General features: G+C 44.6%; 20 protein-coding genes. 15 read left to right on the forward strand and 5 right to left on the reverse strand.

Annotation, left to right across the window (positions count from 1 at the left end; all coding sequences use genetic code 11):
- Positions 1–11: 11 nt before the first annotated feature.
- The 11 genes from D2V93_RS09420 (at position 12) to D2V93_RS09470 (ending at position 12334) form a co-directional block, all read left to right on the forward strand.
- A complete protein-coding gene (locus D2V93_RS09420; protein WP_119619293.1) occupies positions 12–353 on the forward strand; it encodes a DUF2853 family protein in 342 nt (113 codons plus the stop codon).
- Between the two features lie 81 nt (positions 354–434).
- A complete protein-coding gene (locus D2V93_RS09425) occupies positions 435–1265 on the forward strand; it encodes a CvfB family protein (protein ID WP_119619294.1) in 831 nt (276 codons plus the stop codon).
- A 165-nt stretch (positions 1266–1430) separates the two neighbouring features.
- Positions 1431–2030 (forward strand): SPOR domain-containing protein, encoded by a 600-nt coding sequence (locus tag D2V93_RS09430; RefSeq protein WP_072879242.1) that lies wholly within the window; start codon positions 1431–1433, stop codon positions 2028–2030.
- 2 nt (positions 2031–2032) lie between these two features.
- Complete coding sequence (menA, locus tag D2V93_RS09435) at positions 2033–2941, forward strand: 1,4-dihydroxy-2-naphthoate octaprenyltransferase (protein ID WP_119619295.1); 909 nt, start codon at positions 2033–2035, stop codon at positions 2939–2941.
- Between the two features lie 33 nt (positions 2942–2974).
- Positions 2975–3727, forward strand: a complete 753-nt coding sequence (locus D2V93_RS09440; RefSeq protein WP_072879244.1) for a LytR/AlgR family response regulator transcription factor — start codon at positions 2975–2977, stop codon at positions 3725–3727.
- A gap of 549 nt (positions 3728–4276) precedes the next feature.
- Positions 4277–6238 (forward strand): sensor histidine kinase, encoded by a 1962-nt coding sequence (locus D2V93_RS09445; RefSeq protein ID WP_119619296.1) that lies wholly within the window; start codon positions 4277–4279, stop codon positions 6236–6238.
- Positions 6239–6319: 81 nt separating this feature from the next.
- A complete protein-coding gene (locus tag D2V93_RS09450; RefSeq protein WP_119619297.1) occupies positions 6320–7372 on the forward strand; it encodes an o-succinylbenzoate synthase in 1053 nt (350 codons plus the stop codon).
- Positions 7363–8301 carry a CPBP family intramembrane glutamic endopeptidase gene (locus D2V93_RS09455; RefSeq protein WP_072879247.1) on the forward strand — a complete coding sequence of 313 codons (939 nt, stop codon included), beginning with the start codon at positions 7363–7365 and terminating at the stop codon, positions 8299–8301. The genes D2V93_RS09450 and D2V93_RS09455 overlap by 10 nt, the downstream gene beginning before the upstream one ends.
- Complete coding sequence (locus D2V93_RS09460; protein ID WP_119619298.1) at positions 8279–9361, forward strand: AMP-binding protein; 1083 nt, start codon at positions 8279–8281, stop codon at positions 9359–9361. The genes D2V93_RS09455 and D2V93_RS09460 overlap by 23 nt, the downstream gene beginning before the upstream one ends.
- A 111-nt stretch (positions 9362–9472) precedes the next feature.
- Complete coding sequence (locus D2V93_RS09465; protein WP_182849980.1) at positions 9473–10921, forward strand: vWA domain-containing protein; 1449 nt, start codon at positions 9473–9475, stop codon at positions 10919–10921.
- Between the two features lie 66 nt (positions 10922–10987).
- Positions 10988–12334, forward strand: a complete 1347-nt coding sequence (locus D2V93_RS09470) for a M24 family metallopeptidase (RefSeq protein ID WP_119619300.1) — start codon at positions 10988–10990, stop codon at positions 12332–12334.
- A gap of 7 nt (positions 12335–12341) precedes the next feature.
- Here D2V93_RS09470 and D2V93_RS09475 read toward each other — a convergent pair whose 3' ends face one another.
- On the reverse strand, positions 12342–13970 hold the full coding sequence (locus tag D2V93_RS09475) for an acyl-CoA carboxylase subunit beta (RefSeq protein ID WP_119619301.1): 1629 nt from the start codon (positions 13968–13970) through the stop codon (positions 12342–12344).
- Between the two features lie 63 nt (positions 13971–14033).
- On the opposite strand from D2V93_RS09475, the gene D2V93_RS09480 reads away from it, so the two are divergent.
- The 3 genes from D2V93_RS09480 (at position 14034) to ettA (ending at position 16995) form a co-directional block, all read left to right on the forward strand.
- Positions 14034–15017 carry a Gfo/Idh/MocA family protein gene (locus D2V93_RS09480; protein WP_119619302.1) on the forward strand — a complete coding sequence of 328 codons (984 nt, stop codon included), beginning with the start codon at positions 14034–14036 and terminating at the stop codon, positions 15015–15017.
- Between the two features lie 74 nt (positions 15018–15091).
- Entirely contained in the window at positions 15092–15268 is a 177-nt protein-coding gene (locus tag D2V93_RS09485) for a CAL67264 family membrane protein (protein WP_245750692.1), read from the forward strand.
- 35 nt (positions 15269–15303) lie between these two features.
- The gene (gene ettA, locus D2V93_RS09490) at positions 15304–16995 is read left to right on the forward strand and encodes an energy-dependent translational throttle protein EttA (RefSeq protein WP_072879257.1); all 1692 of its coding nucleotides are present in this window, start codon (positions 15304–15306) and stop codon (positions 16993–16995) included.
- 10 nt (positions 16996–17005) lie between these two features.
- Here the strand turns inward: ettA and D2V93_RS09495 are convergent, their stop codons facing one another.
- Both D2V93_RS09495 and D2V93_RS09500 read right to left on the reverse strand, forming a co-directional pair.
- Positions 17006–17671: a hypothetical protein gene (locus tag D2V93_RS09495; RefSeq protein WP_119619303.1), complete on the reverse strand. Its 666-nt coding sequence runs from the start codon at positions 17669–17671 to the stop codon at positions 17006–17008.
- A gap of 68 nt (positions 17672–17739) precedes the next feature.
- Positions 17740–18531 carry an MBL fold metallo-hydrolase gene (locus D2V93_RS09500; protein ID WP_119619304.1) on the reverse strand — a complete coding sequence of 264 codons (792 nt, stop codon included), beginning with the start codon at positions 18529–18531 and terminating at the stop codon, positions 17740–17742.
- Positions 18532–18696: 165 nt separating this feature from the next.
- On the opposite strand from D2V93_RS09500, the gene D2V93_RS09505 reads away from it, so the two are divergent.
- The gene (locus D2V93_RS09505; RefSeq protein WP_072879263.1) at positions 18697–19584 is read left to right on the forward strand and encodes a hypothetical protein; all 888 of its coding nucleotides are present in this window, start codon (positions 18697–18699) and stop codon (positions 19582–19584) included.
- Positions 19585–19660: 76 nt separating this feature from the next.
- Here D2V93_RS09505 and fumC read toward each other — a convergent pair whose 3' ends face one another.
- Both fumC and D2V93_RS09520 read right to left on the reverse strand, forming a co-directional pair.
- On the reverse strand, positions 19661–21058 hold the full coding sequence (gene fumC / locus D2V93_RS09510) for a class II fumarate hydratase (RefSeq protein ID WP_119619305.1): 1398 nt from the start codon (positions 21056–21058) through the stop codon (positions 19661–19663).
- A 368-nt stretch (positions 21059–21426) separates the two neighbouring features.
- Positions 21427–23910: a TonB-dependent receptor gene (locus tag D2V93_RS09520; protein ID WP_119619306.1), complete on the reverse strand. Its 2484-nt coding sequence runs from the start codon at positions 23908–23910 to the stop codon at positions 21427–21429.
- Positions 23911–24006 lie beyond the last annotated feature (96 nt).

The following is a 24006-nucleotide window of genomic DNA, read 5'->3' on the forward strand; positions in this document are numbered from 1 at the left end:
ACTGATCGATTATGAGCAGAAGAGACGAACTCATCGAAAAATACGCAGACGACATCAAGGCCAAATTTGGGGAAACCCCGGACATGGATTTGCTGACCAAGGTAACCGTAGGCTTGGGCCCGGCCATATACAATCTGGATGCTTCCAAGGTTTCGGGGTCGGATGACAAGGAGCTGGAAACCGTAAAGAACAATTTCCTGATCAAGAAATTGGGCCTTGCCGATAGTCCGGCCCTCATGGACGCTATCAAAAAGGTAATCGATGCATACGGCCAATCAGAGAAAAACAAGCAACGAGCCGTTATCTATTACATGTTGGCGAAGCATTTTGGAAAGCAATCTGCTTACAATTAGCATGATACAAAACAACTTAAGTTTGGCTGCTCTTTATGGGCAGCTTTTTTTATACCCACAAATTCCATCTACCTTTGCCTTATGATAAAATTGGGAAACCATAACACCCTGAAAGTGCTCCGTAGCACGAGTGTGGGCCTTTTTCTGGGAGATGATGAAGGCACCGAGATCCTTCTACCGAACAAATATGTCCCCGAGGATTTTGAAATCGACATGGAATTGGAGGTGTTCTGCTATTTGGACAATAGCGAGCGACCCGTGGCCACTACACTGAAACCCCTCGTGACCCGAGACGGTTTTGCCTTTTTGAAGGTTGCGGAAGTGGGAGCATATGGTGCTTTTATGGATTGGGGGCTGGAGAAGCATTTGCTGGTTCCCTTTAGGGAACAATCCCAAAGAATGGAAGCAGGGAAGAAGTATATTGTACACTGCTATCTGGATGAGGAGAGCATACGGCTTACCGGTTCCAGTCGTATAGAAAAGTTTTTGACCAACGATGGGGCCGATTATGAGACCAATGCCGAGGTAGATCTGTTGGTGTATCGGAAAACTCCTTTGGGTTGGGAAGTGATCGTGGACAACAAACACAGGGGGCTCATCTTCGACAGTGATATATTCAAACCGGTTTCAGTGGGGGACCGTTTGAAAGGGTTTGTGAAAAAGGTTCGGGACGACCACAAGATAGATGTTTCGCTACAGCCCATCGGTGCCAAGATGTTGGAACCCACTGCAAAGATCATCTATGACAAGTTGCAGGAAAACAATGGTTTTTTGCCACTTCATGATAAATCCTCACCAGAAGAGATCCAAAAAACGCTCCATCTGAGTAAAAAGGCATTCAAGAAAGGCGTGGGCATTCTCTACAGACAACGCAAGATCAATATTCAGGATGATGGGATCCACTTGCTATAAAAAGGCAAGAAATTGACATTTATCTCTTTTTGCCGCTTTTTGACATTAATTTCATACCGCTAAGTTTTTTTCTTTCCCTAAAAATTTTACATTTGTAGATATACCAATTAACTTATTGACAACTACGTTATTAGCTTTGCTGATAATTCATAACCCCTTGACAATATGCCTTTTATTGAAGAAAGCGATTTGTTGGATCTACACAAGGACATAGATAAGGCCCAGATTATCAATGAAAGATTACTGGACCAGATAAAATATAAGAACAAGGACCTTCGCAAACTCAAGTTGCAACGGAACGTCCTTTTGGGCTTTGTGGGCCTATTCGTCATAGGTACATTGGCCATCACTTCGTTTACGGCAGGCTTGAGCACCAAGCAGTCTTTTGAAAACCAGAACAATCTTTTGGTGTCCATTGACAGTTTGGATGCCATCAAGAACAGGATAGACAATCTTAAGGTCCAGAACCAGGAACTCAGCCTAGTGAGGGAGTTCTACTTGGCAAAGGAGTTCCTCAACAAGGAAAAGATCTATTCCGTTCAGGTGAAATCGTTCGTGGACAACAATGTCACCCTCGCTTCAGAGGCACTCACCAACACCCTTTTCGTGAAGACCAATCCTTTCTATGCCTATTCCCTTGGGAATTTTGAGACCCTCTCCGAAGCGCAGTCCTTTAGGGCGCAATTGGTACAGATGGGCTTCAAGGATGCATTTGTGGCCTCGTACAAAGATGGAAAAAGGATTAAGATAGAAGAACCTTTTTAATATTGGGAAAAGCGAAGACTTGGGTGCGGGCCGCCAGATTGCGGACCCTTCCCCTTTCCCTCTCGGGAATTATTGTGGGTACTGCAATGGCAGCCAAACAGGGTTTTTTCCAGTTCGATATTTTTGTGCTCGCCCTATTGACCACCGTCGGTTTTCAGATTACTTCCAATTTTGCCAATGACTATGGTGATGGAGTAAAAGGAACCGATAACGAGGACAGGATAGGTCCGCAAAGGGTCCTTCAAAGTGGTCTACTTTCCAGGACGGCCCTCAAAAAGGGGATCATTGTTTCGATAGCGACCTCCATGCTTTTGGCCATTATCCTGATTTATAAGGCATTCGGATTGGAAAATCTGGTTTACATCTTCATTTTTTTCATATTGGGAGCCATGAGTATTTGGGCCGCCATCAGATACACCATGGGCTCCAATCCTTATGGTTACAAGGGCTTGGGAGACCTCTATGTTTTCCTGTTTTTTGGCTTGTTGGGCGTTCTGGGCAGTATGTTCCTGTACACTAAAGCGTTGGATTGGCATTCGGTACTGCCCGCAACCGGTTTGGGACTTTTGTGTGTGGGCGTGCTCAACCTGAACAACCTCAGGGATGTTGTATCCGATAAGAAACATGGAAAGATCACCTTGGTGGTGAAGATGGGATTCAACAATGGAAAGCGATACCACTTTCTACTAATGTCGATTTCTTTTGTGTGCTTTCTTCTCTATGTTTTGGTTGAGGAATTGAGTTGGAAACAAGGGTATTTTATGTTGGCCTTTGTACCCATTTTAATACACCTTGTGAAAGTGCTGAAAACACACGATCCAGGACAGCTTGATGGGGAGCTTAAAAAATTGGCACTCAGTTCTTTTCTACTTGCTATACTCTTCTTCTCCGCAATTAATATTTTTTTGTAAATTTGATAGACAACCAGATAAACTTTAGGGAACTTGGAACATCCAATTAGAATTTTGATCGTAGAGGACAATGTCATCATCGCTGATGACATGCAGTCCATGCTTGAGGAAATCGGCTATGAGATCGTGGACAATGTAATTGTTTATGAACAGGCGGTTGAAGTATTAAAGAACAACCATGTAGATCTGGTGTTGATCGATATCATCTTGGCATCGGACAAGACGGGGATAGATCTAGGCAAACACATTAGGGAATCGTACAACATTCCGTTCATATTCGTCACCTCCAACTCAGATAGGGCCACAGTGGAAAATGCAAAGACGGTGAAACCGGATGGTTATTTGGTTAAACCCTTTGAACAGCAGGACCTTTACACTTCCATTGAAATAGCGTTGTCCAATTTCAACTACAACAAGAAGGATTTGAACAGGGACCTAGATGATGTAGGCGAGAGCTTTACCTCCAATTCTGTCCTAAAGGATTCCATCTTTGTGAAAAAACAGCATCTGTACTATAGGATCCAATTCAGTGATATCCAGTTCATCAAAGCGGACAACGTATATCTGGAGGTGAATACGGCTGACAAAAAATTCCTGGTACGATCCCCATTGAAGGATTATCTGGAAAAACTGCCCGGAAACAAGTTCTACAGAGCCCACAAGTCCTATATTGTGAACGTGGACCACATAGATGCCATCAATTCCAAGGATGTGGTGATCAACAATAACCTGATTCCAATTTCAAAGGACTTTAAGGAGTTCATCCTTTCATCGATGAACAGTTAGTCCATTTTCAATCAAAGCACATACGACTCATATGGAATGCCCCAAAGGGGCATTTTTTTATGCCGTCTATCCGTTTCAACCAGATGACCACAACTTTTGGGACGTTCACAACAATGTTTTTGGTCTTGGGAAGGTCGTCCGTACTTTAGCAGTGTAATAATTAAGAAAGTAATTTTTTCATTTTCATATAGTGTTCTCGTAAAAGGGTCTTGTCGTAAAAAGCAGGGCCTTTTTTGATTTTACAGATATTGATTTCATTGATCAACTCCACGAAATGCACAAAACATCGGTAAAGTGCATATTCACATACACAAGGAATCTTTTCACAACAGAAAATGGCTATTTCACAACAATACCGGACAAGTCTTTTGGTTTGGATTTAATTTTGAAGCTAAACTAGCGTTCTCTATATACCCCATACTTAGTTTTCGGCTATGCTCAGTGCATTTCTGAAATCACATTGGTTTTTAAGGGGAAGAGAGATAAAAAAGGGCACAAACATTATCGGGCCATGGGATGTATCCTTTGGTTACTGTATCAATTAAATTAATGGGACGTTACGTAAGATTTTTATTCACCGCTATATATTTTGCCTTTCTTTTCAGTACCTCGGCTCAGAGTCCCAATGATGGAGAGCGCAGTGTGCTGAAAGAATTTGAAAATGTCAGCAGTCCGTCGCAACGGTTCAATGTTTTCTTCAATTCGGTCAATAGGTACAATGTAAATTCGGCCTACGATTGGTTGGATACCGTCAAAATATACCTTGCCAATTCCCAAAAGACCAATGACACGGTTGCCGCCAGGCTCTACAAAGTGATGGAGGCCCAGTTGTACAACGACCTTGGCGAATATGATAAGAGTATCGCCTTGGCAAAGGAACTTCACGAGGACAAAGATTCTTTGGAGATGGACCTGCACAAAATAATCCTTGATGTGCTGGATAACAACTACGCCAACCTCCAGATGTATGACAAGCAGATAGAGATCCGCAAGGAAAAGCGCGAACTGGGAATCACCGAGAACGTATCCTTCTACGATATCTACAGCAACTTGGGCTTGTACAGAAAGGCGAGGGACCAGTACATCATGGAAGTAAAGCCCACCATTGCGGACAACGAAACCTACAAACTGGCCCAATACCATAGCAAAGTGGGCAACTACTTGCGATTGGATGATTCGGCCCCAACGGCGCTCAGTGAGCTGAAAAAGGCAAAGGCCTACTTGGATGTGTACCTGAACGACATTTCCACCCAGAAAAGTGAACAGGATATCTTTGAGAGTGAACTCCTCAAAGCCGAAATAGAGGGAAACATTGCCAAATGTCACGTGATGATGGGGGAGTATGAAACCGCCATTCCCCTTCTCGAGGACAGCATAGAAGCTCTGGAGGCATCTTCAAAGAACATTCACAAAAGCGAGGTCATCGACAACACGATGTACCTGGCAGAGGCCAATCTTCAATTGGAGCGGTTCAATGCGGCAAAAAAATACCTCGACATTGACTTTGAGAACATCAACATCCTACAGACCATTGAGCGAAATAGTTTGTTGGCCGCTTTTTATGACAAGGTGGAGAACTTCAAAAATGCCACCATCTACTACAAGCGCAATGAGAGGATAAAGGATTCGTTGGCGCAAAAACAATCGGCACTCATCAAACAGCAGCTGGTCACTATTGTGGCCAATGAGGACCTTCAAAATTCCCAACGGCTCATTGATGAGCAAAAACGGATAAACGAGCTGGCAAGAAGTGAGATGAAGGCCAAGGACGAGCGCATCAATTTGGTATTCATTTCATTGATATTCACATTGTTGGGATTTGCTGGATTGGTATATGCCTATTTAAAAAGTATCAAGAACCAACGTCTTATCTCCGAGCAAAAGCATATCATCGAGAATGCATTGGTGGAGAAGGATTCCTTGTTGAAGGAAATCCACCATAGGGTAAAGAACAACCTACAAATGGTTTCCAGTTTGTTGAGCCTCCAGACCAAGAATACCCGCAGCAAGGCGGCCATAGAGGCCTTGGAGGAAGGAAAGAGCCGAGTGAAGGCCATGGCGCTCATCCACCAAAAACTGTATCAGAACGATGACCTTTCCGTGATAGAAATGCAGGGATATATTGAGAGCTTGATCAACAGCGTTCAATCTGTCTATAAAAAAGGGGGGCACAACATCAGTATCACCATTGATGCAGAGGGCACCGAGCTGGATATCGATCGTGCCATTCCTTTTGGGCTGATCCTGAACGAGTTGGTTTCCAATTCCTTCAAATACGCTTTCCCTGATAATGACGACAATGGTAAGATCTATATCCATTTAAGAAAGAATGGCGACCAGGGCTATTTTGAATATACCGACAACGGCGTGGGGCTCCCGGAAGATGCTGAGGAGCGGGCACATTCTTCCATGGGAATCCGTTTGATGAACCGATTGGTGAACCAACTCCAATCTAAACTGAACATTGACCGGGATAGCGAAGGAGTGCGTTTCTGGTTCAATTTCAGTTAAATTCTTTTTCTTTTTTCAAGGAATAACGGGCTCAACAATTGCTGCCAAAATTCAAAATATGGTTACATTTGGTATCATTCCATGGAAGCAAGCTACAAGAAGTACACCCTTCATTTTAAAGTCCCCAGCGGTACCTCCAGAGGGGTATTGACCCAAAAGGAAACCTGGTTTTTGGTGCTTCGGCACGACGGACGTTTCGGGATAGGGGAGTGTGGTATTCTACGCGGACTGAGTATAGATGATGTGCCCGATTACGAAGAAAAGCTGGCATGGACCTGCCAGAACATCCATTTGGGCCTGGAACCATTGCTGGACGGATTGACGGAATACCCTTCGATCCAATTTGGTTTGGAACAGGCTTTTCTTTCGGTGGGGGCCAACGATCCTTTTGAACTTTTCCCATCAGATTTTACCAAAAAACAGGCGCCTATCTCTATAAACGGCCTGATTTGGATGGGCGATGAGGCATACATGCTCCAACAATTGGAGCAGAAACTCAAGGATGGGTTCCGGTGCATCAAAATGAAGATCGGGGCCATTGAATTTTCGAAGGAAGTTTCCATCCTGAAATCCATCCGAAACAACTTTTCTCCGCATGAAATTGAGCTTAGGGTAGATGCCAATGGCGCTTTTTCCGTAGAGGAGGCCATGGAGAAGTTGGAAAAATTATCAGCGTTCGATATCCATTCCATTGAGCAACCCATACGGGCAGGACAGTGGGATGCCATGGCAGAACTTTGTGAAAACACTCCTTTGCCCATTGCCTTGGATGAGGAATTGATCGGTATTTTTTCTGTAACAGAAAAGCAAAAACTGCTACAAACCATACAGCCACAATATATTATATTGAAGCCCAGTTTGGTGGGCGGTTTCGCAGGGAGCAAGCAATGGATACAACTGGCGGAAAAGCAACAAACAGGATGGTGGGTCACCAGTGCCCTGGAAAGCAATATAGGTCTGAATGCTATAGCGCAATGGACATTCACCCTAAATAACAACATGCCCCAAGGATTGGGAACGGGGAGTTTGTATACGAATAATATAGAAAGCCCCCTGCAGGTGTCCGGCGGAAAATTGCTGTATGGACCTGCCAAGGAGTGGAATATGGATTTAATCAACGAAATATGTACATAGAACAAGGGTATAAGGGGAACGAAGGACTTTGGAAATACTTGGTGCTTCCGCTGGGCTTTATTGGTTTTATGGTGTACAATTATATTGTCACTGTGAATTCCAACATTGATATTGAGGCGATGATGCAGCAGATCATTGACCGATTTGGGTCAAATTTGGTACTGATTTCCCTTTTGGCACCTTTGGTGGCCGGTTTTTTTGTGGTCTTGGGATGGACGTTCTTGGTCCATCAACAGTCGATAACCTCATTGACGACCTCTAGAAAGCGAATTGACTGGAAGCGGATCTTTTTCGCTTTTGGATTATGGAGTGTGATCACGATCGTGCTTACAGGCATCGATATCTATTTTTCCCCTGAGGATTATGTACTGAATTTTGATCTGATGAAATTCATACCCTTGGCCATCATTGCCATCCTTTTGATTCCATTGCAGACGAGTTTTGAGGAATACCTGTTCCGTGGACACATGATGCAGGGATTGGGGCTGGCGGTCAGGAACAGATGGTTGCCCTTGGTGGTCACCTCTACCTTGTTCGGGTTGATGCACATTGCCAATCCAGAAGTGGAGAAATTGGGGTACAGCCTGCTCATCTACTATATTGGCACGGGATTCTTTTTGGGCATTTTGACCCTGATGGACGAGGGATTGGAACTGGCTCTGGGCTTTCATGCCGCCAACAATTTGATCACAGCGCTTTTGGTCACCGCCGATTGGACCGCATTTCAGACCAATTCCATTTACAAGGATGTTTCAGAACCTGCATTGGGTTGGGATGCCATCATGCCCGTTTTTGTTGTCTTCCCGATACTATTGCTGATTTTCTCCAAAGTATACAAATGGAAAAACTGGAAGGACAGACTTTTTGGGAGAGTATTGAGCAAAGAAGAATTTGTGGCCCTCACCGATGGAGAATCCAAGTTGGCATAACATCCATCCCAATTTTAAGTTCAACGGAGCTCCTTTGGTTTTTGGAGACCTCTCCGAGTTGGGCTATAGTTTGACAAAGGAGGGAGCCCCGTTTGAGACCCCTTTGGGCGAGTTTTTGTTGGATTGGGCATCGGATACATCTACTTTGGAGGTCAATACTTCGGGTTCAACAGGAAAACCCAAAAAAATCACTCTCAAAAAGGAACAGATGGTCAATTCGGCCTTGGCCACAGGGGCTTATTTTCAATTGAGTCCGAAACAGACGGCCCTTTTATGCCTTCCCTCCACAGGCATTGCCGGAAAGATGATGCTTGTCCGTGCCATGGTGCTCGGACTGCATTTGGATGTTGTGGAACCCTCTTCCACACCTTTGGACAATAATGGCAAAGATTATGATTTTGTGGCGATGGTGCCCATGCAGGCCAAAAAATCGTTGGACCAATTGCACAGGGTAAATACCTTGATTGTTGGGGGCGCCCCAGTTGATGTCACGCTGAAGAACCAGTTGGGGCTGCTCCCCACCAAGGTCTATGAAACCTATGGCATGACGGAGACCATCACCCATATCGCTGTCAAAGAAATTGCTCCTGAGCCACAGGATTATTTTGAGACCCTGCCGGGCATAAGTGTCACTACGGACGAAAGGGGATGCTTGATGATCAATGCGCCCAAGATTTCCGAGGAGAAAGTCATCACCAATGATTTAGTGGAACTGGTCACAGAGAACCGGTTCAAATGGTTGGGACGATTTGATTCGATCATCAATTCCGGAGGTATCAAACTGGTTCCTGAAGCCATTGAGGAAAAGTTATCCACCATCATCAAGACCCGTTTTTTTGTTGCCGGCATACCGGACGAAACCTTGGGTAGGCAATTGGTACTGGTTGTGGAAGCCAAACCTGAAACCCGTGGGGAAGACCAACTGTTGAACCAAATCAAAGCCCTGAAAACCCTTTCCAAATATGAGGTGCCCAAGAAAGTTTTCGTTGTAAACGCTTTTTCTGAAACATCCACGAAAAAGATAGATCGTTCCAAAACACTGGCAAGCATTATTTTCTAAACTCACCCAAAAGTTGCGTTCACGTCACAATTGTTCGGGATAACTCATTCTGGATTTCCCCTTATGGTTTTTCATGATAGGTTAGTGGTAAATCTAAAAACCGTGTCAATTATGAAAAATCAAGTTTTACTTTTTCTGCTGGTGTTTAGCCTACAGGGTACCGCTCAAGAGAATTTAGTTTCAGGTGTGGTGACGGATGCCACCAATACTCCGATTCCCGGAGTGAATGTGATCGTGAAAGGAACCTCAAAAGGAACCCAGACCAATTTTGATGGTCAATATAGTATTGTGGCCCAAAAGGACCAAATATTGGTTTTTTCCTTTATTGGTTTCAAAACCTTGGAAGTAAAGATTGGGGATAGCAAAACAGTCAATGTTCAATTGGAGGAGAGCCACGAAGTATTGGAAGAAGTAGTCGTCATGGGCTATGGCACTAAAAAAAGTGAAAGTGGATTTAGCTATGCAGTTGCCGATGTGGTGGAAGGAAAAGTTGCGGGTGTGTCTGTTACAAAAGGAGGGGATCCAAAAGGATATGGAAATTATAGGTCGGGAACTTTGACGGCCGGGGAAATCAACGACATTGAGAATTTTGGTGAATGGCAGGATATCATTCGCGATAAAGAATTTCAAATAATCAAGGAGAATTGGGGCTTTCACCTTGAAAATAAATTGATTATAACAGTGAAGGACAAAAATGGAGACGGCATCAACAATGCAAGGGTTTCCCTATACTCCGCCAATGAACATGCAACCAAACCTGAAATGACCACAAAAACCGATGTGTTTGGTAAAAGTGTTTTGTTCAAAGATGTTGAATGCAATGGCAAGAGTGATTATTATTACGTCCAAGTAATTCACAAGGACAAAATATTCGGGAAAAAAATAAAATCCAATGTCAAGGAAGTAGACTTCTCAACAGAGGATTTGTCCTCTTACAACAATTTGGACATTATGTTCACCATTGATGCCACTGGCTCCATGGGAGATGAAATGGAATATCTGAAGGAAGAACTGAGGGACATTATTGGTAGAATTGACAATACTGTTGGTGAAAAAAGGATTGCGATGACCTTTTACAGGGACCATGGTGATGAGTATGTTGTAAAGGATTTTGATTTTACCTCTAACTTGAATGAAGCCCAGATCAATTTAAACAAACAATATGCCAGTGGAGGCGGGGATTATGAAGAAGCCGTGGAAAAGGCGCTGAAAATGGCCATGTCCAAATCGTGGAATGGAAATGCCCGAGCACGATTGCTGTTTTTGCTTTTGGACGCTCCGCCACATTTGACTGAAGAGAACGTTGAAACCATACATCAACAAATTAAGATAGCACAGAAAGATGGCATTAAAATAATCCCGATAGTGGCAAGCGGTGCGGACAAAACAGTTGAAATGTTAATGAGATTTTTCAGCATATCAACCAATGGAACCTATGTTTTTCTGACAGATGATAGTGGCGTAGGAAATCCACACCTTAAACCAACAACATCCAAGTATGAGGTTGAAAAGCTCAATGACCTTATTGTACGGTTGATAAAAAAGTATGCAAATGTATGATCTAAAGTGCCTCAGGGCACTTTTTTTATTTCTGCCAAAAGCTGTATTTTCAGCTAAAAATCAACCATGCGAAGCATTTTCCAATTCATCCTGTTAGTATTGCCCTCTATTCTTTTATCCCAACAAATCCTTCCGGAGGCTGAACGGGCCAAGGTAGTGGACGAGATCTTGGAGGAACGTTTCAACCATTTGCTCCCAGAGTTGATGGACAAGACGGATATCGATATGTGGATCGTCATTTCCAGGGAATACAATGAAGACCCAGTCATACGGACCATGCTTCCTGCCACTTGGCTGAATGCCCGACGAAGGACCATCCTTCTTTTTTATCGGAACAAAGCAACGAACACCTTGGATAAATTGGCTGTGGCCCGGTACAATGTGGGGGAAAGTATTAGTTCTGCTTGGGACAAAGAAAAGGAGCCGGACCAATGGAAACGGTTGATGCAGTTGATTTCGGAACGTAATCCCAAAAAGATAGGCCTCAATTTTTCAAGGGATCACAATATAGCCGACGGATTGGACAAGACGGATTATGATGAATTCATGGCCAATCTGCCCAAAAAATATCATTCCAAGGTGGTATCTGCCGAACAATTGGCAGTGCGTTGGATCGAGACCCGAACTTCAAGGGAAATGACCATTTATAACCAATTGGTGGACATTACCCACGATATCATTGCGGAAGCGTTTTCCGAGAAGGTCATTACGCCCGGGATTACGACCACCACCGAGGTTGAATGGTGGATGCGCCAAAAAGTAACCGACCTGGGTTTGGAAACCTGGTTCCATCCCACAGTGGATATCCAAAGGACAAGTGAGGAATTGGTCAGCCATCTCTATTCGTTTTCTGGGAGACCGGACAATTTGGTGATCCAACAAGGGGACCTATTGCACTGTGATTTTGGAATCACTTACCTACGGCTCAATACAGATTGCCAAGAGTTGGCCTATGTGTTGAAATCTGGTGAAAAAGAAGCCCCTTCTTTTTTAGTGGATGCCCTGAAGGATGGCAACCGGGTACAGGACTTTTTGACCCAGAACATGGTAGAAGGCAAGGTGGGGAACGCTATTTTGGCCAGGGCACTGCAAGAAGCAAAGGATGCAGGGCTTCGACCTTCTATTTATACCCATCCGTTGGGCACTTATGGGCATTCCGCGGGTACCACTATTGGTATGTGGGATGCGCAAGGGGGTGTTATGAAGGACGATGGGGAGAACTACCCGCTCAACCCGAACACCGTTTATGCCATTGAGCTCAATACCACGGTACACATTCCTGAATGGAAGCGTGACATCCGCATTATGTTGGAAGAGGCAGGTTTCTTTGGTAAGGAAGGGTTCCGCTACGTAAATGGACGACAGACCGAGTTGTTATTGATTCCTCGACCCAAACCACAACTGGGAAATTAGGGCTGAATCACACCTGCAACACTCCCAGATTGAATTGCTTCTCAATGGGCGCATGATTGGCAGCCTCAATACCCATGGAAATCCATTTACGAGTGTCCAGAGGATCTATAATGGCATCCGTCCACAATCGGGCAGCGGCATAGTAGGGTGAGATTTGGTCATCATACCGTTGCTTGATCTTGTCAAAAAGCGCTTTTTCTTTTTCAGGATCCAAGGGCTCCCCATTTTTCTCCAAGCTGGCCTTCTCTATCTGCATCAGCACTTTTGCGGCGGAATTACCGCTCATTACCGCCAGCTCCGCACTGGGCCAGGCCACAATCAATCTGGGGTCATAGGCCTTGCCGCACATGGCATAGTTTCCAGCACCATAACTGTTGCCGATAACAATGGTAAATTTGGGTACTACGGAATTGCTTACCGCATTCACCATTTTTGCGCCATCTTTGATGATGCCTCCGTGCTCACTTTTGCTGCCCACCATAAAACCAGTGACATCCTGAAGAAACACCAAGGGAATTTTCTTTTGATTGCAATTGGCAATAAAACGAGTGGCCTTGTCCGCAGAATCGGAATAGATTACACCTCCAAATTGCATTTCACCTTGTTTGGTTTTTACCACCTTACGCTGATTGGCCACAATGCCCACGGCCCAGCCATCAATGCGGGCGTAGCCGGTCAAAATGGTCTTACCATAGCCTTCCTTATATTGTTCAAAGTCGGAATCGTCCACCAGTCGCTTGATGATTTCCAACATGTCGTATTGGTCACTGCGCGAAGAAGGAAGGATACCATAAATGTCCTCAGGGTTTTCCGTAGGATTTTTGGCCTCCACACGATTGAAGCCGGCCTTTTCAAAATCCCCAATTTTGCCGACGATGTTCTTTATCTTGTCCAGGGCATCCTTATCGTCCTTGGCCTTGTAATCGGTAACACCACTGATCTCGGAATGTGTTGTGGCACCGCCCAATGTTTCATTGTCAATGCTCTCACCGATGGCCGCCTTCACCAAATAACTCCCTGCCAAGAAAATACTTCCCGTTTTATCCACAATCAAGGCTTCATCGCTCATAATGGGAAGATAGGCCCCACCGGCCACACAACTACCCATGACTGCAGCAATTTGGGTGATGCCCATACTGCTCATTACCGCATTGTTCCTAAAAATGCGGCCAAAATGTTCTTTATCGGGAAAAATTTCATCCTGCATGGGCAGGTAAACCCCTGCACTGTCTACCAAATAGATAATGGGCAACCTATTTTCAATGGAAATTTCCTGTGCCCTGAGGTTTTTCTTTCCTGTGATGGGGAACCATGCCCCGGCTTTTACTGTGGCATCATTGGCCACTACCACGCATTGTTTGCCCTGTACATAACCAATTTTTACGACAACGCCGCCAGATGGACAGCCACCGTGTTCCGCATACATCCCTTCACCGGCAAAAGCACCGACTTCAATGGCGGACACATCTTTGTCCAACAAATAATCGATACGCTCCCGGGCCGTCATCTTGCCTTTGGCACGATGGCTTTCAATACGTTTTTTGCCTCCCCCCAATTTCACTTGGGCCAGTCGCCGCCTAAGCTCGGAGAGCATCAGTTTGTTATGGTCCTCGTTTTTGTTGAAGTTGATGTCCATAATTGCTCAAATTCGTTTAGTCGGCTAAAGATAAGGAGTTATAATCATTACTTTTGATGTTATATGGAAAGCAAGATCAAATGGGGCGTAGTTGGCCCTGGAAAAATAGCACGGAAATTTGCGTCGGACCTTCAATTGGTTGAAGATGCTATAATCACAGGCGTAGGATCAAGAAGTTTACAAAGAGCACAGGAGTTTGCCGATGAATTTGATGTGCCACATGTTTTTGGCAGTTATGAAGAACTGTTTCAATCCAGTGAAGTTGATGTGCTCTACATTGCCACACCACATAATTTTCACAAAGAATTGGCCATAAGGGCCATGGAAAATGGAAAACATGTGCTCTGTGAAAAGCCGTTGGGTATTAATGGGAAAGAAGTGGCCGAGATTGTGGAGGCTGCAAAAAAGAACAAGGTGTTCATGATGGAGGCTCTTTGGTCCAGGTTCAATCCTGCCATCCAACAGGTGAAAAAGCTGGTGGATGAAGGCGAACTTGGCCAAATCACCTATCTGCATGCAGATTTTGCCTTCTATGCCTTGGACAGGGACAAGGATTCACGCTTGCTCAATCCCAACTTGGCTTCAGGGTCACTGTTGGACATTGGGATCTATCCTGTTTTTTTGGCCTATCTCATCTTGGGAATGCCGGAAAGGATTGAAGCCATGTCCACTTTTCATGGGAATGGAACGGAACTGCAAACATCCATGATTTTTCAATATCCCGAAGCCCAAGCTTTACTGTACAGTGGTTTTAGGGGAAGATCTAAAATGGAAGCTGAAATTTCTGGTACCGAGGCTGAAGTGTACCTTCGCCCAAGATGGCACGAGACGAATGGTTTTTCATTGGTCAAAAATGGAGAGGCAGAGGAGTTTGACCTGCCGGTGCGTGGCACAGGTTATTTCTATGAAATAATGGAAGTGAACCAATGTATTAGGGAGCAACGCATAGAAAGTGGATCATGGTCCCATCAAAACAGCTTGGATATAGCAGAATTGCTTGATACAATTCGTAAGAAATGTGGGATAAGCTTTCCTTTTGAAGGATAAAACCAAGGAAGTAGTATTTACATTATTCCATTTTTTACGATATTTGGGCTTCTTCTGAACAATTAATAATGGGAATGAACAAGAACACAGTGCTCGCTTGGGCCACATGGATCATGATTTTTGTGGGAATGGGAATGATAGCACTTGGTGCCTTCAAATATGACGAGGTAGCTGGATATGGTTTTGGTGCAGTGGGTGTCGGTTTTTTTGCTATTGCTTGGGTATTCAATGCCCTCAAGGGTCGCGTATGATCCCATCTTTTCAATAATATTTAAAAAACAACCAAATGTCTGACGATAAAAAGGTCATTTTTTCAATGTCCGGGGTCACCAAGACCTATAAAACGGCCAATACACCTGTACTCAAAAATATATATCTGAGCTTTTTCTACGGAGCCAAAATTGGGATCTTGGGTCTCAATGGTTCTGGTAAGTCCACTTTGCTGAAGATCATCGCCGGAGTGGACAAAAACTACCAGGGCGATGTGGTTTTCTCCCCAGGTTATACTGTGGGCTATTTGGAACAAGAGCCACAACTGGATGAGGAAAAGACCGTTCTCGAAGTGGTCCGGGAAGGTGTGGCCGAAACTGTCGCCATTTTGGACGAGTACAATAAGATCAATGATATGTTCGGTCTGCCCGAGGTCTATGAGGATCCGGACAAGATGCAAAAGTTGATGGACAAGCAGGCCGCGTTACAAGATCAAATCGATGCTTCCAATGCTTGGGAGCTCGACACCAAGTTGGAAATAGCGATGGACGCACTCCGTACGCCCGAATCTGACAAGAAAATTGGAGTTCTGTCAGGAGGGGAGAGAAGAAGAGTGGCCCTGTGCCGTTTGTTGCTACAGGAACCCGATGTTCTTCTGTTGGACGAGCCTACCAACCACTTGGATGCGGAATCCGTGCACTGGTTGGAGCATCATTTGGCACAATATAAAGGAACTGTGATCGCTGTTACCCACGACCGTTACTTTTTGGACAATGTGGCCGGATGGATCTTGGAACTGGACAGGGGAGAAGGTATTCCTTGGAAAGGAAACTATTCGGGATGGTTGGACCAAAAGGCCAAACGTTTGGCCCAAGAGAGCAAGCAAGCTTCCAAACGTCAGAAAACCTTGGAAAGAGAGTTGGAATGGGTGCGGCAAGGAGCCAAAGGAAGACAGGCCAAGCAAAAAGCCCGTTTGAGCAACTACGACAAATTGCTCAGCCAAGACCAAAAACAGGTAGAGGAGAAGTTGGAAATCTATATCCCCAATGGACCAAGATTGGGTACCAATGTGATTGAAGCCAAGGGAGTAAGCAAAGCGTATGGTGATAAATTGCTCTATGAAGACCTGAACTTTAATCTGCCCCAAGCAGGAATTGTAGGGATCATTGGTCCGAACGGTGCCGGTAAGACCACGATTTTTAGGATGATCATGGGCGAGGAAACACCTGATAAAGGGGAGTTCATTGTAGGTGATACTGCCAAGTTGGCCTATGTGGACCAGAGCCATTCCAACATCGATCCGGAGAAATCCATTTGGGAGAATTTCAGTGATGGCCAGGAATTGGTAATGATGGGAGGGAAACAGGTGAATTCCAGGGCCTATCTCAGCCGTTTCAATTTTTCTGGAAGTGAGCAGAACAAGAAGGTGAACATGCTTTCAGGAGGGGAAAGGAACCGACTCCATTTGGCGATGACCTTGAAAGAGGAAGGAAACGTGTTGCTTTTGGATGAGCCAACCAATGACCTGGACGTGAACACCCTTCGGGCTTTGGAAGAAGGTCTGGAGAACTTTGCGGGCTGTGCGGTGATCATCTCCCACGATAGGTGGTTCCTGGACAGGATCTGTACGCATATCCTTGCCTTTGAAGGAGATTCGCAGGTGTATTTCTTTGAAGGTTCTTTCTCCGACTATGAGGAAAACAAAAAGAAACGCTTAGGCGCGGATATTATGCCCAAGCGTATCAAGTATAAAAAATTGACGAGGTAGGAAGGGGAGCTTAATCCCCTCCTATGTTTTTTAAACCAGTTTCCAATAGTTTTTTTGCTTTTTCCAAATACGCCTTTTGATGTGCCGAAAGGCTATTGGGGTCGTCATTGCCGCCAATGGGGGTTGTTCCTATGGTCTTGGAGAGTTCCACGAGGTTTTGAATGGCCTGTTCCGCGGATTGTAACTTGTCGTTCGCGTGCTTTTCAAAGACTTTGATCATTTCGAGCTCCATGGAATTGGCACTGCCGGTTTTCGGTACGCTTGGATTAGACTCATCCGCAACAACTGTGGTGGTGGTTGATACACCTAAAGTACACTGATCGATGAAGGTGATGAGTTCGCTGATTTCGGCCATGCCTTTTTTGGTAAAGAAGCGACCGGCTTCCCAGTCAGCAGGCTCAATGGCCTTATCCAGAGTTTCCATCGCATCGATGGTTTTGTCCTCTGTTTTGGCACAATCACACTCATCCATAAAGGATTTGGCATTTTCCAATGCTTCCAAGGCCCTTTCGGCATAGTACATCTGATGCTCGAAATTAGTGGCCGTCATTGCTTTTTTGCAATGGTTGAGGGCATAGGTCACCTTGGAATAAAAATTGTCACATTGGTTGGGGTAAGTAGCCTGTATGGCCAAAAAGAAGGCCAATGCTACTAGAACACGGGATTTGGGAGCCATGGTCAAGTATTAGATTTGGTTAATAGTTTGTTATGTAAACGGTAAAATGTTGTGATTATTTCGTGCTGTCAAAAATCATCGTTGGGATACCAATCCAATTGTACCACTTTAATGTCGGGATTTCCTTGGTTGACGAGCTCTTTGAACTTTGCGACATCACTTACATCGGGCCTGCCCCTAAAATGATAGGGATATACCTCTTTGGGTTTGAATTCGAGAACGGCATCGGCCGCACTTTCCACAGTCATGGTATAAGGTAGGTTCATGCACACAAAGGCCTTATCAATATTTTTAAGGGCACGCATTTCGGGAATATCCTCTGTATCCCCAGAAAAATAGAGGCGTTCTCCGCCAAAGCTGATTACATAACCATTGCCCCTGCCTTTGGTATGGAAGTCCAACGCCTCTTCCCTTAGGTTGTACATGGGGATGGCCTCTATGCCAATTCCCGCTAATTCTTTTTTCTCGCCATTGCTCATTATTTCTAGGTTCAACCCAGCGTCTTCAGGAATTTGGTCCGCAACAGCCTGCGGGAGTACAATAGTGACATCGCTTGTATCCAGTTCTTGGAGGGTTTCCAAACTAAAATGGTCACCATGGATGTCAGTGATCAAAATCAGGTCAGGGGATTTTTGCCCTTCAAAAACCGATTTACCACCGACGGGATCTATATATAAGGTAACATCTCCCAACTCCAAAACCGCAGTGGCGTGTTCAATAGGGATGATCTTTGCTTCAGGAATTGTTTCAACCTCCAACGGGGCTTCCATTTCTGCAGATTCATCTTTTTGGGTTGTATTCTGTTTACAGGCAAAGCCAAGGCCAAGAATGACGGCCATCACAATTATTTTTTTCTTCATGGTACTACGCTCTTGATGTTCCTTTAAAGTTAAGGTATATGGATTACAAGGAAGATTTTTTTGACATTTTTTTTAGCTGATAATCCAAAATGTAATTTGAAGCGTATATAAACCAAACACGATTGATTAAAAACCTTAAACGAGAAATCAATTAATACAAACGTTATGACTGAAACAAAGAATAACAACGGATTGAAGGTAATAGCAGGATTGTTGGGTGTGGTTCTTTTGGGAACTATCATTTACACCGTGAGTCTATACCAAGATAAAAAGAAGACTACCGATGCCCTTACACAAGAAAAGGAATTGGTTGTTGAGGATTTGAACAACTTGAAGTCTGAGTATGACAAGGCTATTTTGGAGAGCAACGCAACCAACGAGGAATTGGTGGCTGCCCGTGACAACATTGCTAAGTACATTGACTCAGTACAAAGTATGAAGGCTGACATTGCTTCTTTGTCCAGATACAGAAGACAAGTAAGTGTCCTAAAGGCCGAAAGGGAAAAACTGTTGAAACAAGTGGACTCTTTGACACAATCCAACAGTTTGTTGGCCATGCAGCGTGACAGTACATTCACCGAACTTGAAAAACAGACTATTTTCAATGATTCCCTAGTGGTACAGAACACTCAATTGGCCGATGCCGTGGAAAGAGGTTCAGCACTTAGCCTATCTAGCTTCTCTGTGGATGCAGTTAGGGAAAGGAGCAGTGGAAAATTGGTGTCTACTTCCAGGGCAAGGGCAACTGACAAGTTCAAAGTTTGTTTTACAGTAGCTGATAACGTGATTGCCGAAGCTGGAGATAGGGAGTTCTACATTGAGGTTCTTGACCCACAAGGCAACGTTTTGGGAGATAGCTATACCAAATCTACTGAAGAAGGTGCTACCATTACCTATAGCAAAGGAACCAATTTCTACTATGAGAACAGCAACTTGGATGTATGTGATTACATCAACAAGCCTGGTGATGAGTTCCCTAAAGGTAACTATATGGTAAATGTATATGACAACAAATTGAAGTTGTTGGGTACCTCCAAATTCGAGTTGAAATAATTACACACTATCCATAAATGCCAAAAAGCCCGTCCAATTTAGGACGGGCTTTTTCTTGGATAAAACTTTCGGATAATTATTTCAGGCTGCCCACCATATCCTCAGGGCGCACCCATTCGTCATATTCTTCTGGGGTCACATATCCCAAGTTGACGGCCTCTTCGCGCAAGGTGGTCCCGTTCTTGTGGGCCGTATTGGCAATTTCAGCCGCTTTATAATAACCAATTTTAGTGTTCAGGGCAGTTACCAACATCAGAGAGTTGTTCAATAAGGTCTTGATCACTTCATGGTTGGGCTCTATGCCCACGGCGCAGTTCTCATCAAAACTTACAGAAGCGTCACCCAATAATTCAGCAGATTGAAGAATATTTGCCGCCATCATGGGTTTGAACACGTTCAGTTCATAGTGCCCTTGTGTACCACCCACGGCAATGGCGACATCGTTGCCCATCACTTGTGCACAGACCATGGTCATGGCCTCGCATTGGGTAGGGTTCACTTTTCCGGGCATGATGGAGCTGCCTGGTTCATTCGCAGGGATGATGATCTCACCGATTCCCGACCTAGGGCCGGAAGCCATCATCCGTATATCGTTGGCAATTTTGTTCAGGGAAACCGCCAATTGTTTCAAGGCGCCATGGCTCTCCACAATGGCATCATGGGCAGCGAGGGCCTCGAACTTATTTTCAGCAGTGACAAAAGGAAGTCCAGTAAACTCGGCAATATATTTGGCCACGAGCACATCATAACCTTCGGGGGTGTTCAGGCCAGTACCGACCGCTGTTCCGCCAAGGGCCAGCTCTCCCAAGTGCGGCAAGGTATTCTTAAGTGCCTTTATCCCATGCTCAAGCTGGGAAACATAGCCCGAAAATTCCTGTCCCAAGGTCAGGGGAGTGGCGTCCATAAGGTGGGTACGGCCTATTTTCACCACATTTTTAAACTCCTTGGACTTTTTATCCAAGGTATTCTTGAGCTGTTCCACGCCAGGAATGGTCACTTCCACAATTTTTTTATAGGCTGCAATGTGCATGCCAGTAGGGAACGTATCGTTGGAAGATTGGCTTTTGTTCACATCATCGTTGGGCTGGATTGTTTTTTCGCCCTCACCGATTTTTTTGCCCGCAATTTCATGGGCCCTATTGGCGATGACCTCGTTCACGTTCATGTTGCTCTGCGTACCCGAGCCCGTTTGCCAAATCACCAGGGGAAATTGATCGTTATGCTTGCCCTCAAGGATTTCATCACATACTTGTGCGATAAGGTCCCTTTTTTCTTGGTTCAGCACACCCAATTCATGGTTGGCGTAGGCCGCCGCTTTTTTTAGGTAGGCAAAGCCGTAAACAATGTCCAAGGGCATGGATGCCGATGGTCCGATTTTAAAATTGTTGCGGGAACGCTCGGTCTGCGCCCCCCAATATTTGTCCGCGGGCACCTTTACTTCGCCCATCGTATCCTTTTCAATCCTAAAACTCATTTTTATAAAATTTATAACTACAAAGGTAGTGGATAGGTCAATTATATGATAGGAGATTGGGGGAAATGCACTTTTTTTTCACCTGTGATTTGTTTTTTTTCGGAAGAAGAAGGTATCTTTGTTGTACTTAAAGGAAGAAAAATGTTTGAATTTGACCAGTATCTAGGTTTTTTAGCTTTTTTGACAATTTTGACCATCGGTTTTTGGTTGATGATTTTCTTATTGACCTTTGTGGTCCCTTACTGGTTGATAGGCAACCTACGGGAAATGTATAAAGAACGGAAAGAGGCCAAAAGGGCCCAATCGAATAAATAAAAAAAGAAGCCAATTTGGCTTCTTTTTTTGTTATGTTGGGGATGATCTCTTTCTTAGAACTGTCCTTCACCTTCCTCAAAATCTCCTTGTCTCTCTTGATTCTGACGGTTACGTTCCTTGGCTTGGTTAAACCTATAGATCAGGGAAAGGTTTACCTGTCTTTGCCTCCACTGGAACTCACTGTCCGAAGTAAAGGTGGGCGTTTGTGTGAAGGATCGGCGTTTTCTGGAGTTGAACACATCACTTACATTCAATGAAAGGGTGGCCTTATCCTTGAAGAGGTCCTTGCTCATGGCGAGGTTCAAGGAGAACATGGCCTTATCCTTGGTCTGTGCATTCTGACGTGGACCCATGTAGAAAGAATTGGCTTGTAAATCTATCTTGGCCGGAAGGGTAAACTTGGAACTCAATCGGGCAAACCAGCTGGAATTCTCCGTGCCATAATCCACTCCATTAAAAAATCCGTCGGTCTTGAACGTGAAAAAGTTGAAGCTACTGTTCAAGCGCAACCATTTTACAGGGCTATAGATCATACCTGCTTCCGCACCGATGCGCTGATTGGTGGAGAGGTTGATAGGTATAGATCGAATGATCTGGATACCATCAGAGGTCACTTCGCCCGTTTCTTCCTGAATACGCTCGAAGGAATTGGTCTCCCTTTGGTAATATACCGATGACGTGAAGGTAAGCTCTTTCCATCGTTTCAAGTATCCAATATCAAATGCATTGGCATAGGCAGGATCCAAATCTGGATTCCCTTGGAAAACATTGGTCCTACTGGATCGGGAAGGGAAAGGGTTGATGAACCAGCCCCTGGGTCTGTTGATCCTTCGGTTATAGCCAACGGAAACATTGGCGGTTTCAGAGATTTCATAGATAAGGTTCACTGTTGGGAACAGTCCAAGATAGTTCTTGTCAAAATTCAGATCCACATCTTCGCCCAAAATTTCTTCCAGTGCCTCACTGTCAATTTCGGAATCCACGCTACCCTTCATCTGGGTGTTCTCCAAACGGAGACCCAAAAGCACTGAAAGCTTACCATATTTGTTTCCGTACTGGGTGTACAGGGCATTCACGTTTTCATGGTAAGTAAATACATTGGTGAGGTCCAAATTGGTCTCAAATTCACCTGATCCCTGGTTCAGTGTATCCAATTGGTAATCGTTGATCTCTTTTTCAAACGTTCCTCTATAACCGGCCTCGAACTGGGCTTCACCCATGGGCAACACATAATCTATCTGGGCCAGGATATCGTCTTGGGTCTGGATCTCATTGATATTTTCAAGTGCCAACAAATTTTGATTGGGGACCACATTGTTTTCTTGGATCTCTGTGAAAACGGACTCATCATCATAGGAATATTGGAAATCCGCAGTCAGTTTATGGCCATCGTCATTGAAATTGTTGGTGTAGTTCAAGGAGACTTGGTAACTGTTGTCATTTTCGCTTTGGTCCTCACTCCTGAACGTACGGCTATTGAGGCTTCCATCAGCAAAACGTTGGTTGTCGTTTTCGGTCAGGTCGTTTTCGTCCGACCATCTATAGAAAAAACTACCGGTAACCGATGATTTCTCAGTGAGGAAGTATTCCATTCCAATGTTCACGTTGAAACCTTCATTCTTTCTAGTAATATCCCTATCTTCTAAAATCCTGTCAAATTCACTGGCATCACTCAGGTAGGTATTGTCAAAACGGCCACCTCCTGGAGATTCGCTTCGAAAATACCCCAAGGTGTTGAAAATATTGAATTTATCTGTCCTTAGATTGAAGTTGGTGGTGGTCCTGGCATTGAAAGGTACTCCAACAGTGGCGTTGACAGAACCGTTGATGCCCAAAGTCTTTTCCTTTTTAAGAACGATATTGAGGATACCTGCCGTTCCTTCCGCATCATATCGGGCGGATGGGCTGGTGATCACTTCTACTTTTTCAATGGCATCCGCGGGCAATTGTTGTAGGACATCGGTGGACCCAAAACCAGCTAGGGCAGAGGGTTTCCCATTGATCAAGATTCGTACATTGTCATTTCCCCTAAGGCTTATCCCTCCTTCCACATCCACAGATACGGAGGGGATGTTGTTCAGGGCATCACTGACATTGCCACCACTGGTAGTGATGTCCTTTCCAATATTATATATTTTTTTGTCCAATCGGACCTCCACGGTGGTTTTTTCCCCGATCACTTCCACTTCTTGTAGCTGTGCCACATCGGGTGACAACCTTATGGAACCTAGATCGATGGACGAATTATAGGTCTGTCCATTAAGGGCATAAGTCTTATAGGAAATGTATTCCACACGGATATTATATGTGCCGGGGGCTGTCTCAATCTCAAATGAACCACTGGGGTCGGTGATCCCGCCTGTGACTTGGTTGGGGTCGTCTGCTTTTTGCAGTACAAATGTGGCGTACTCCAAGGGCTGTCCGCTATCGGAATCCAATATTTTTCCAGTAATTTTTATGGATTTCTGGTTTTGCTGCGCTTGTCCGTTAAATGGTAGAAAGACCAACAGCAACAACGGGATAATAATCCTGTGCATAGTTTGATTTTAGATCGCAAAAGTGGTTGGAAAAAAAGAGGTGAAGAAATTAATGTCCCCAAACAACGCATTTGGGCCTGCGAATGACCTTAAAGA

The organism is Flagellimonas taeanensis, from assembly GCF_003584105.1.
GTDB classification, from domain to species: Bacteria; Bacteroidota; Bacteroidia; order Flavobacteriales; family Flavobacteriaceae; genus Flagellimonas; species Flagellimonas taeanensis.

Coding starts and splice junctions, on each gene's coding strand:
- D2V93_RS09420 (WP_119619293.1), top strand. CDS start 12: ATGAGCAGAAGAGACGAACTCATCGAAAAATACGCAGACGACATCAAG.
- D2V93_RS09425 (WP_119619294.1), top strand. CDS start 435: ATGATAAAATTGGGAAACCATAACACCCTGAAAGTGCTCCGTAGCACG.
- D2V93_RS09430 (WP_072879242.1), top strand. CDS start 1,431: ATGCCTTTTATTGAAGAAAGCGATTTGTTGGATCTACACAAGGACATA.
- D2V93_RS09445 (WP_119619296.1), top strand. CDS start 4,277: ATGGGACGTTACGTAAGATTTTTATTCACCGCTATATATTTTGCCTTT.
- D2V93_RS09450 (WP_119619297.1), top strand. CDS start 6,320: ATGGAAGCAAGCTACAAGAAGTACACCCTTCATTTTAAAGTCCCCAGC.
- D2V93_RS09455 (WP_072879247.1), top strand. CDS start 7,363: ATGTACATAGAACAAGGGTATAAGGGGAACGAAGGACTTTGGAAATAC.
- D2V93_RS09460 (WP_119619298.1), top strand. CDS start 8,279: ATGGAGAATCCAAGTTGGCATAACATCCATCCCAATTTTAAGTTCAAC.
- D2V93_RS09465 (WP_182849980.1), top strand. CDS start 9,473: ATGAAAAATCAAGTTTTACTTTTTCTGCTGGTGTTTAGCCTACAGGGT.
- D2V93_RS09470 (WP_119619300.1), top strand. CDS start 10,988: ATGCGAAGCATTTTCCAATTCATCCTGTTAGTATTGCCCTCTATTCTT.
- D2V93_RS09475 (WP_119619301.1), bottom strand. CDS start 13,970: ATGGACATCAACTTCAACAAAAACGAGGACCATAACAAACTGATGCTC.
- D2V93_RS09480 (WP_119619302.1), top strand. CDS start 14,034: ATGGAAAGCAAGATCAAATGGGGCGTAGTTGGCCCTGGAAAAATAGCA.
- D2V93_RS09485 (WP_245750692.1), top strand. CDS start 15,092: ATGAACAAGAACACAGTGCTCGCTTGGGCCACATGGATCATGATTTTT.
- ettA (WP_072879257.1), top strand. CDS start 15,304: ATGTCTGACGATAAAAAGGTCATTTTTTCAATGTCCGGGGTCACCAAG.
- D2V93_RS09495 (WP_119619303.1), bottom strand. CDS start 17,671: ATGGCTCCCAAATCCCGTGTTCTAGTAGCATTGGCCTTCTTTTTGGCC.
- D2V93_RS09500 (WP_119619304.1), bottom strand. CDS start 18,531: ATGAAGAAAAAAATAATTGTGATGGCCGTCATTCTTGGCCTTGGCTTT.
- D2V93_RS09505 (WP_072879263.1), top strand. CDS start 18,697: ATGACTGAAACAAAGAATAACAACGGATTGAAGGTAATAGCAGGATTG.
- fumC (WP_119619305.1), bottom strand. CDS start 21,058: ATGAGTTTTAGGATTGAAAAGGATACGATGGGCGAAGTAAAGGTGCCC.
- D2V93_RS09520 (WP_119619306.1), bottom strand. CDS start 23,910: ATGCACAGGATTATTATCCCGTTGTTGCTGTTGGTCTTTCTACCATTT.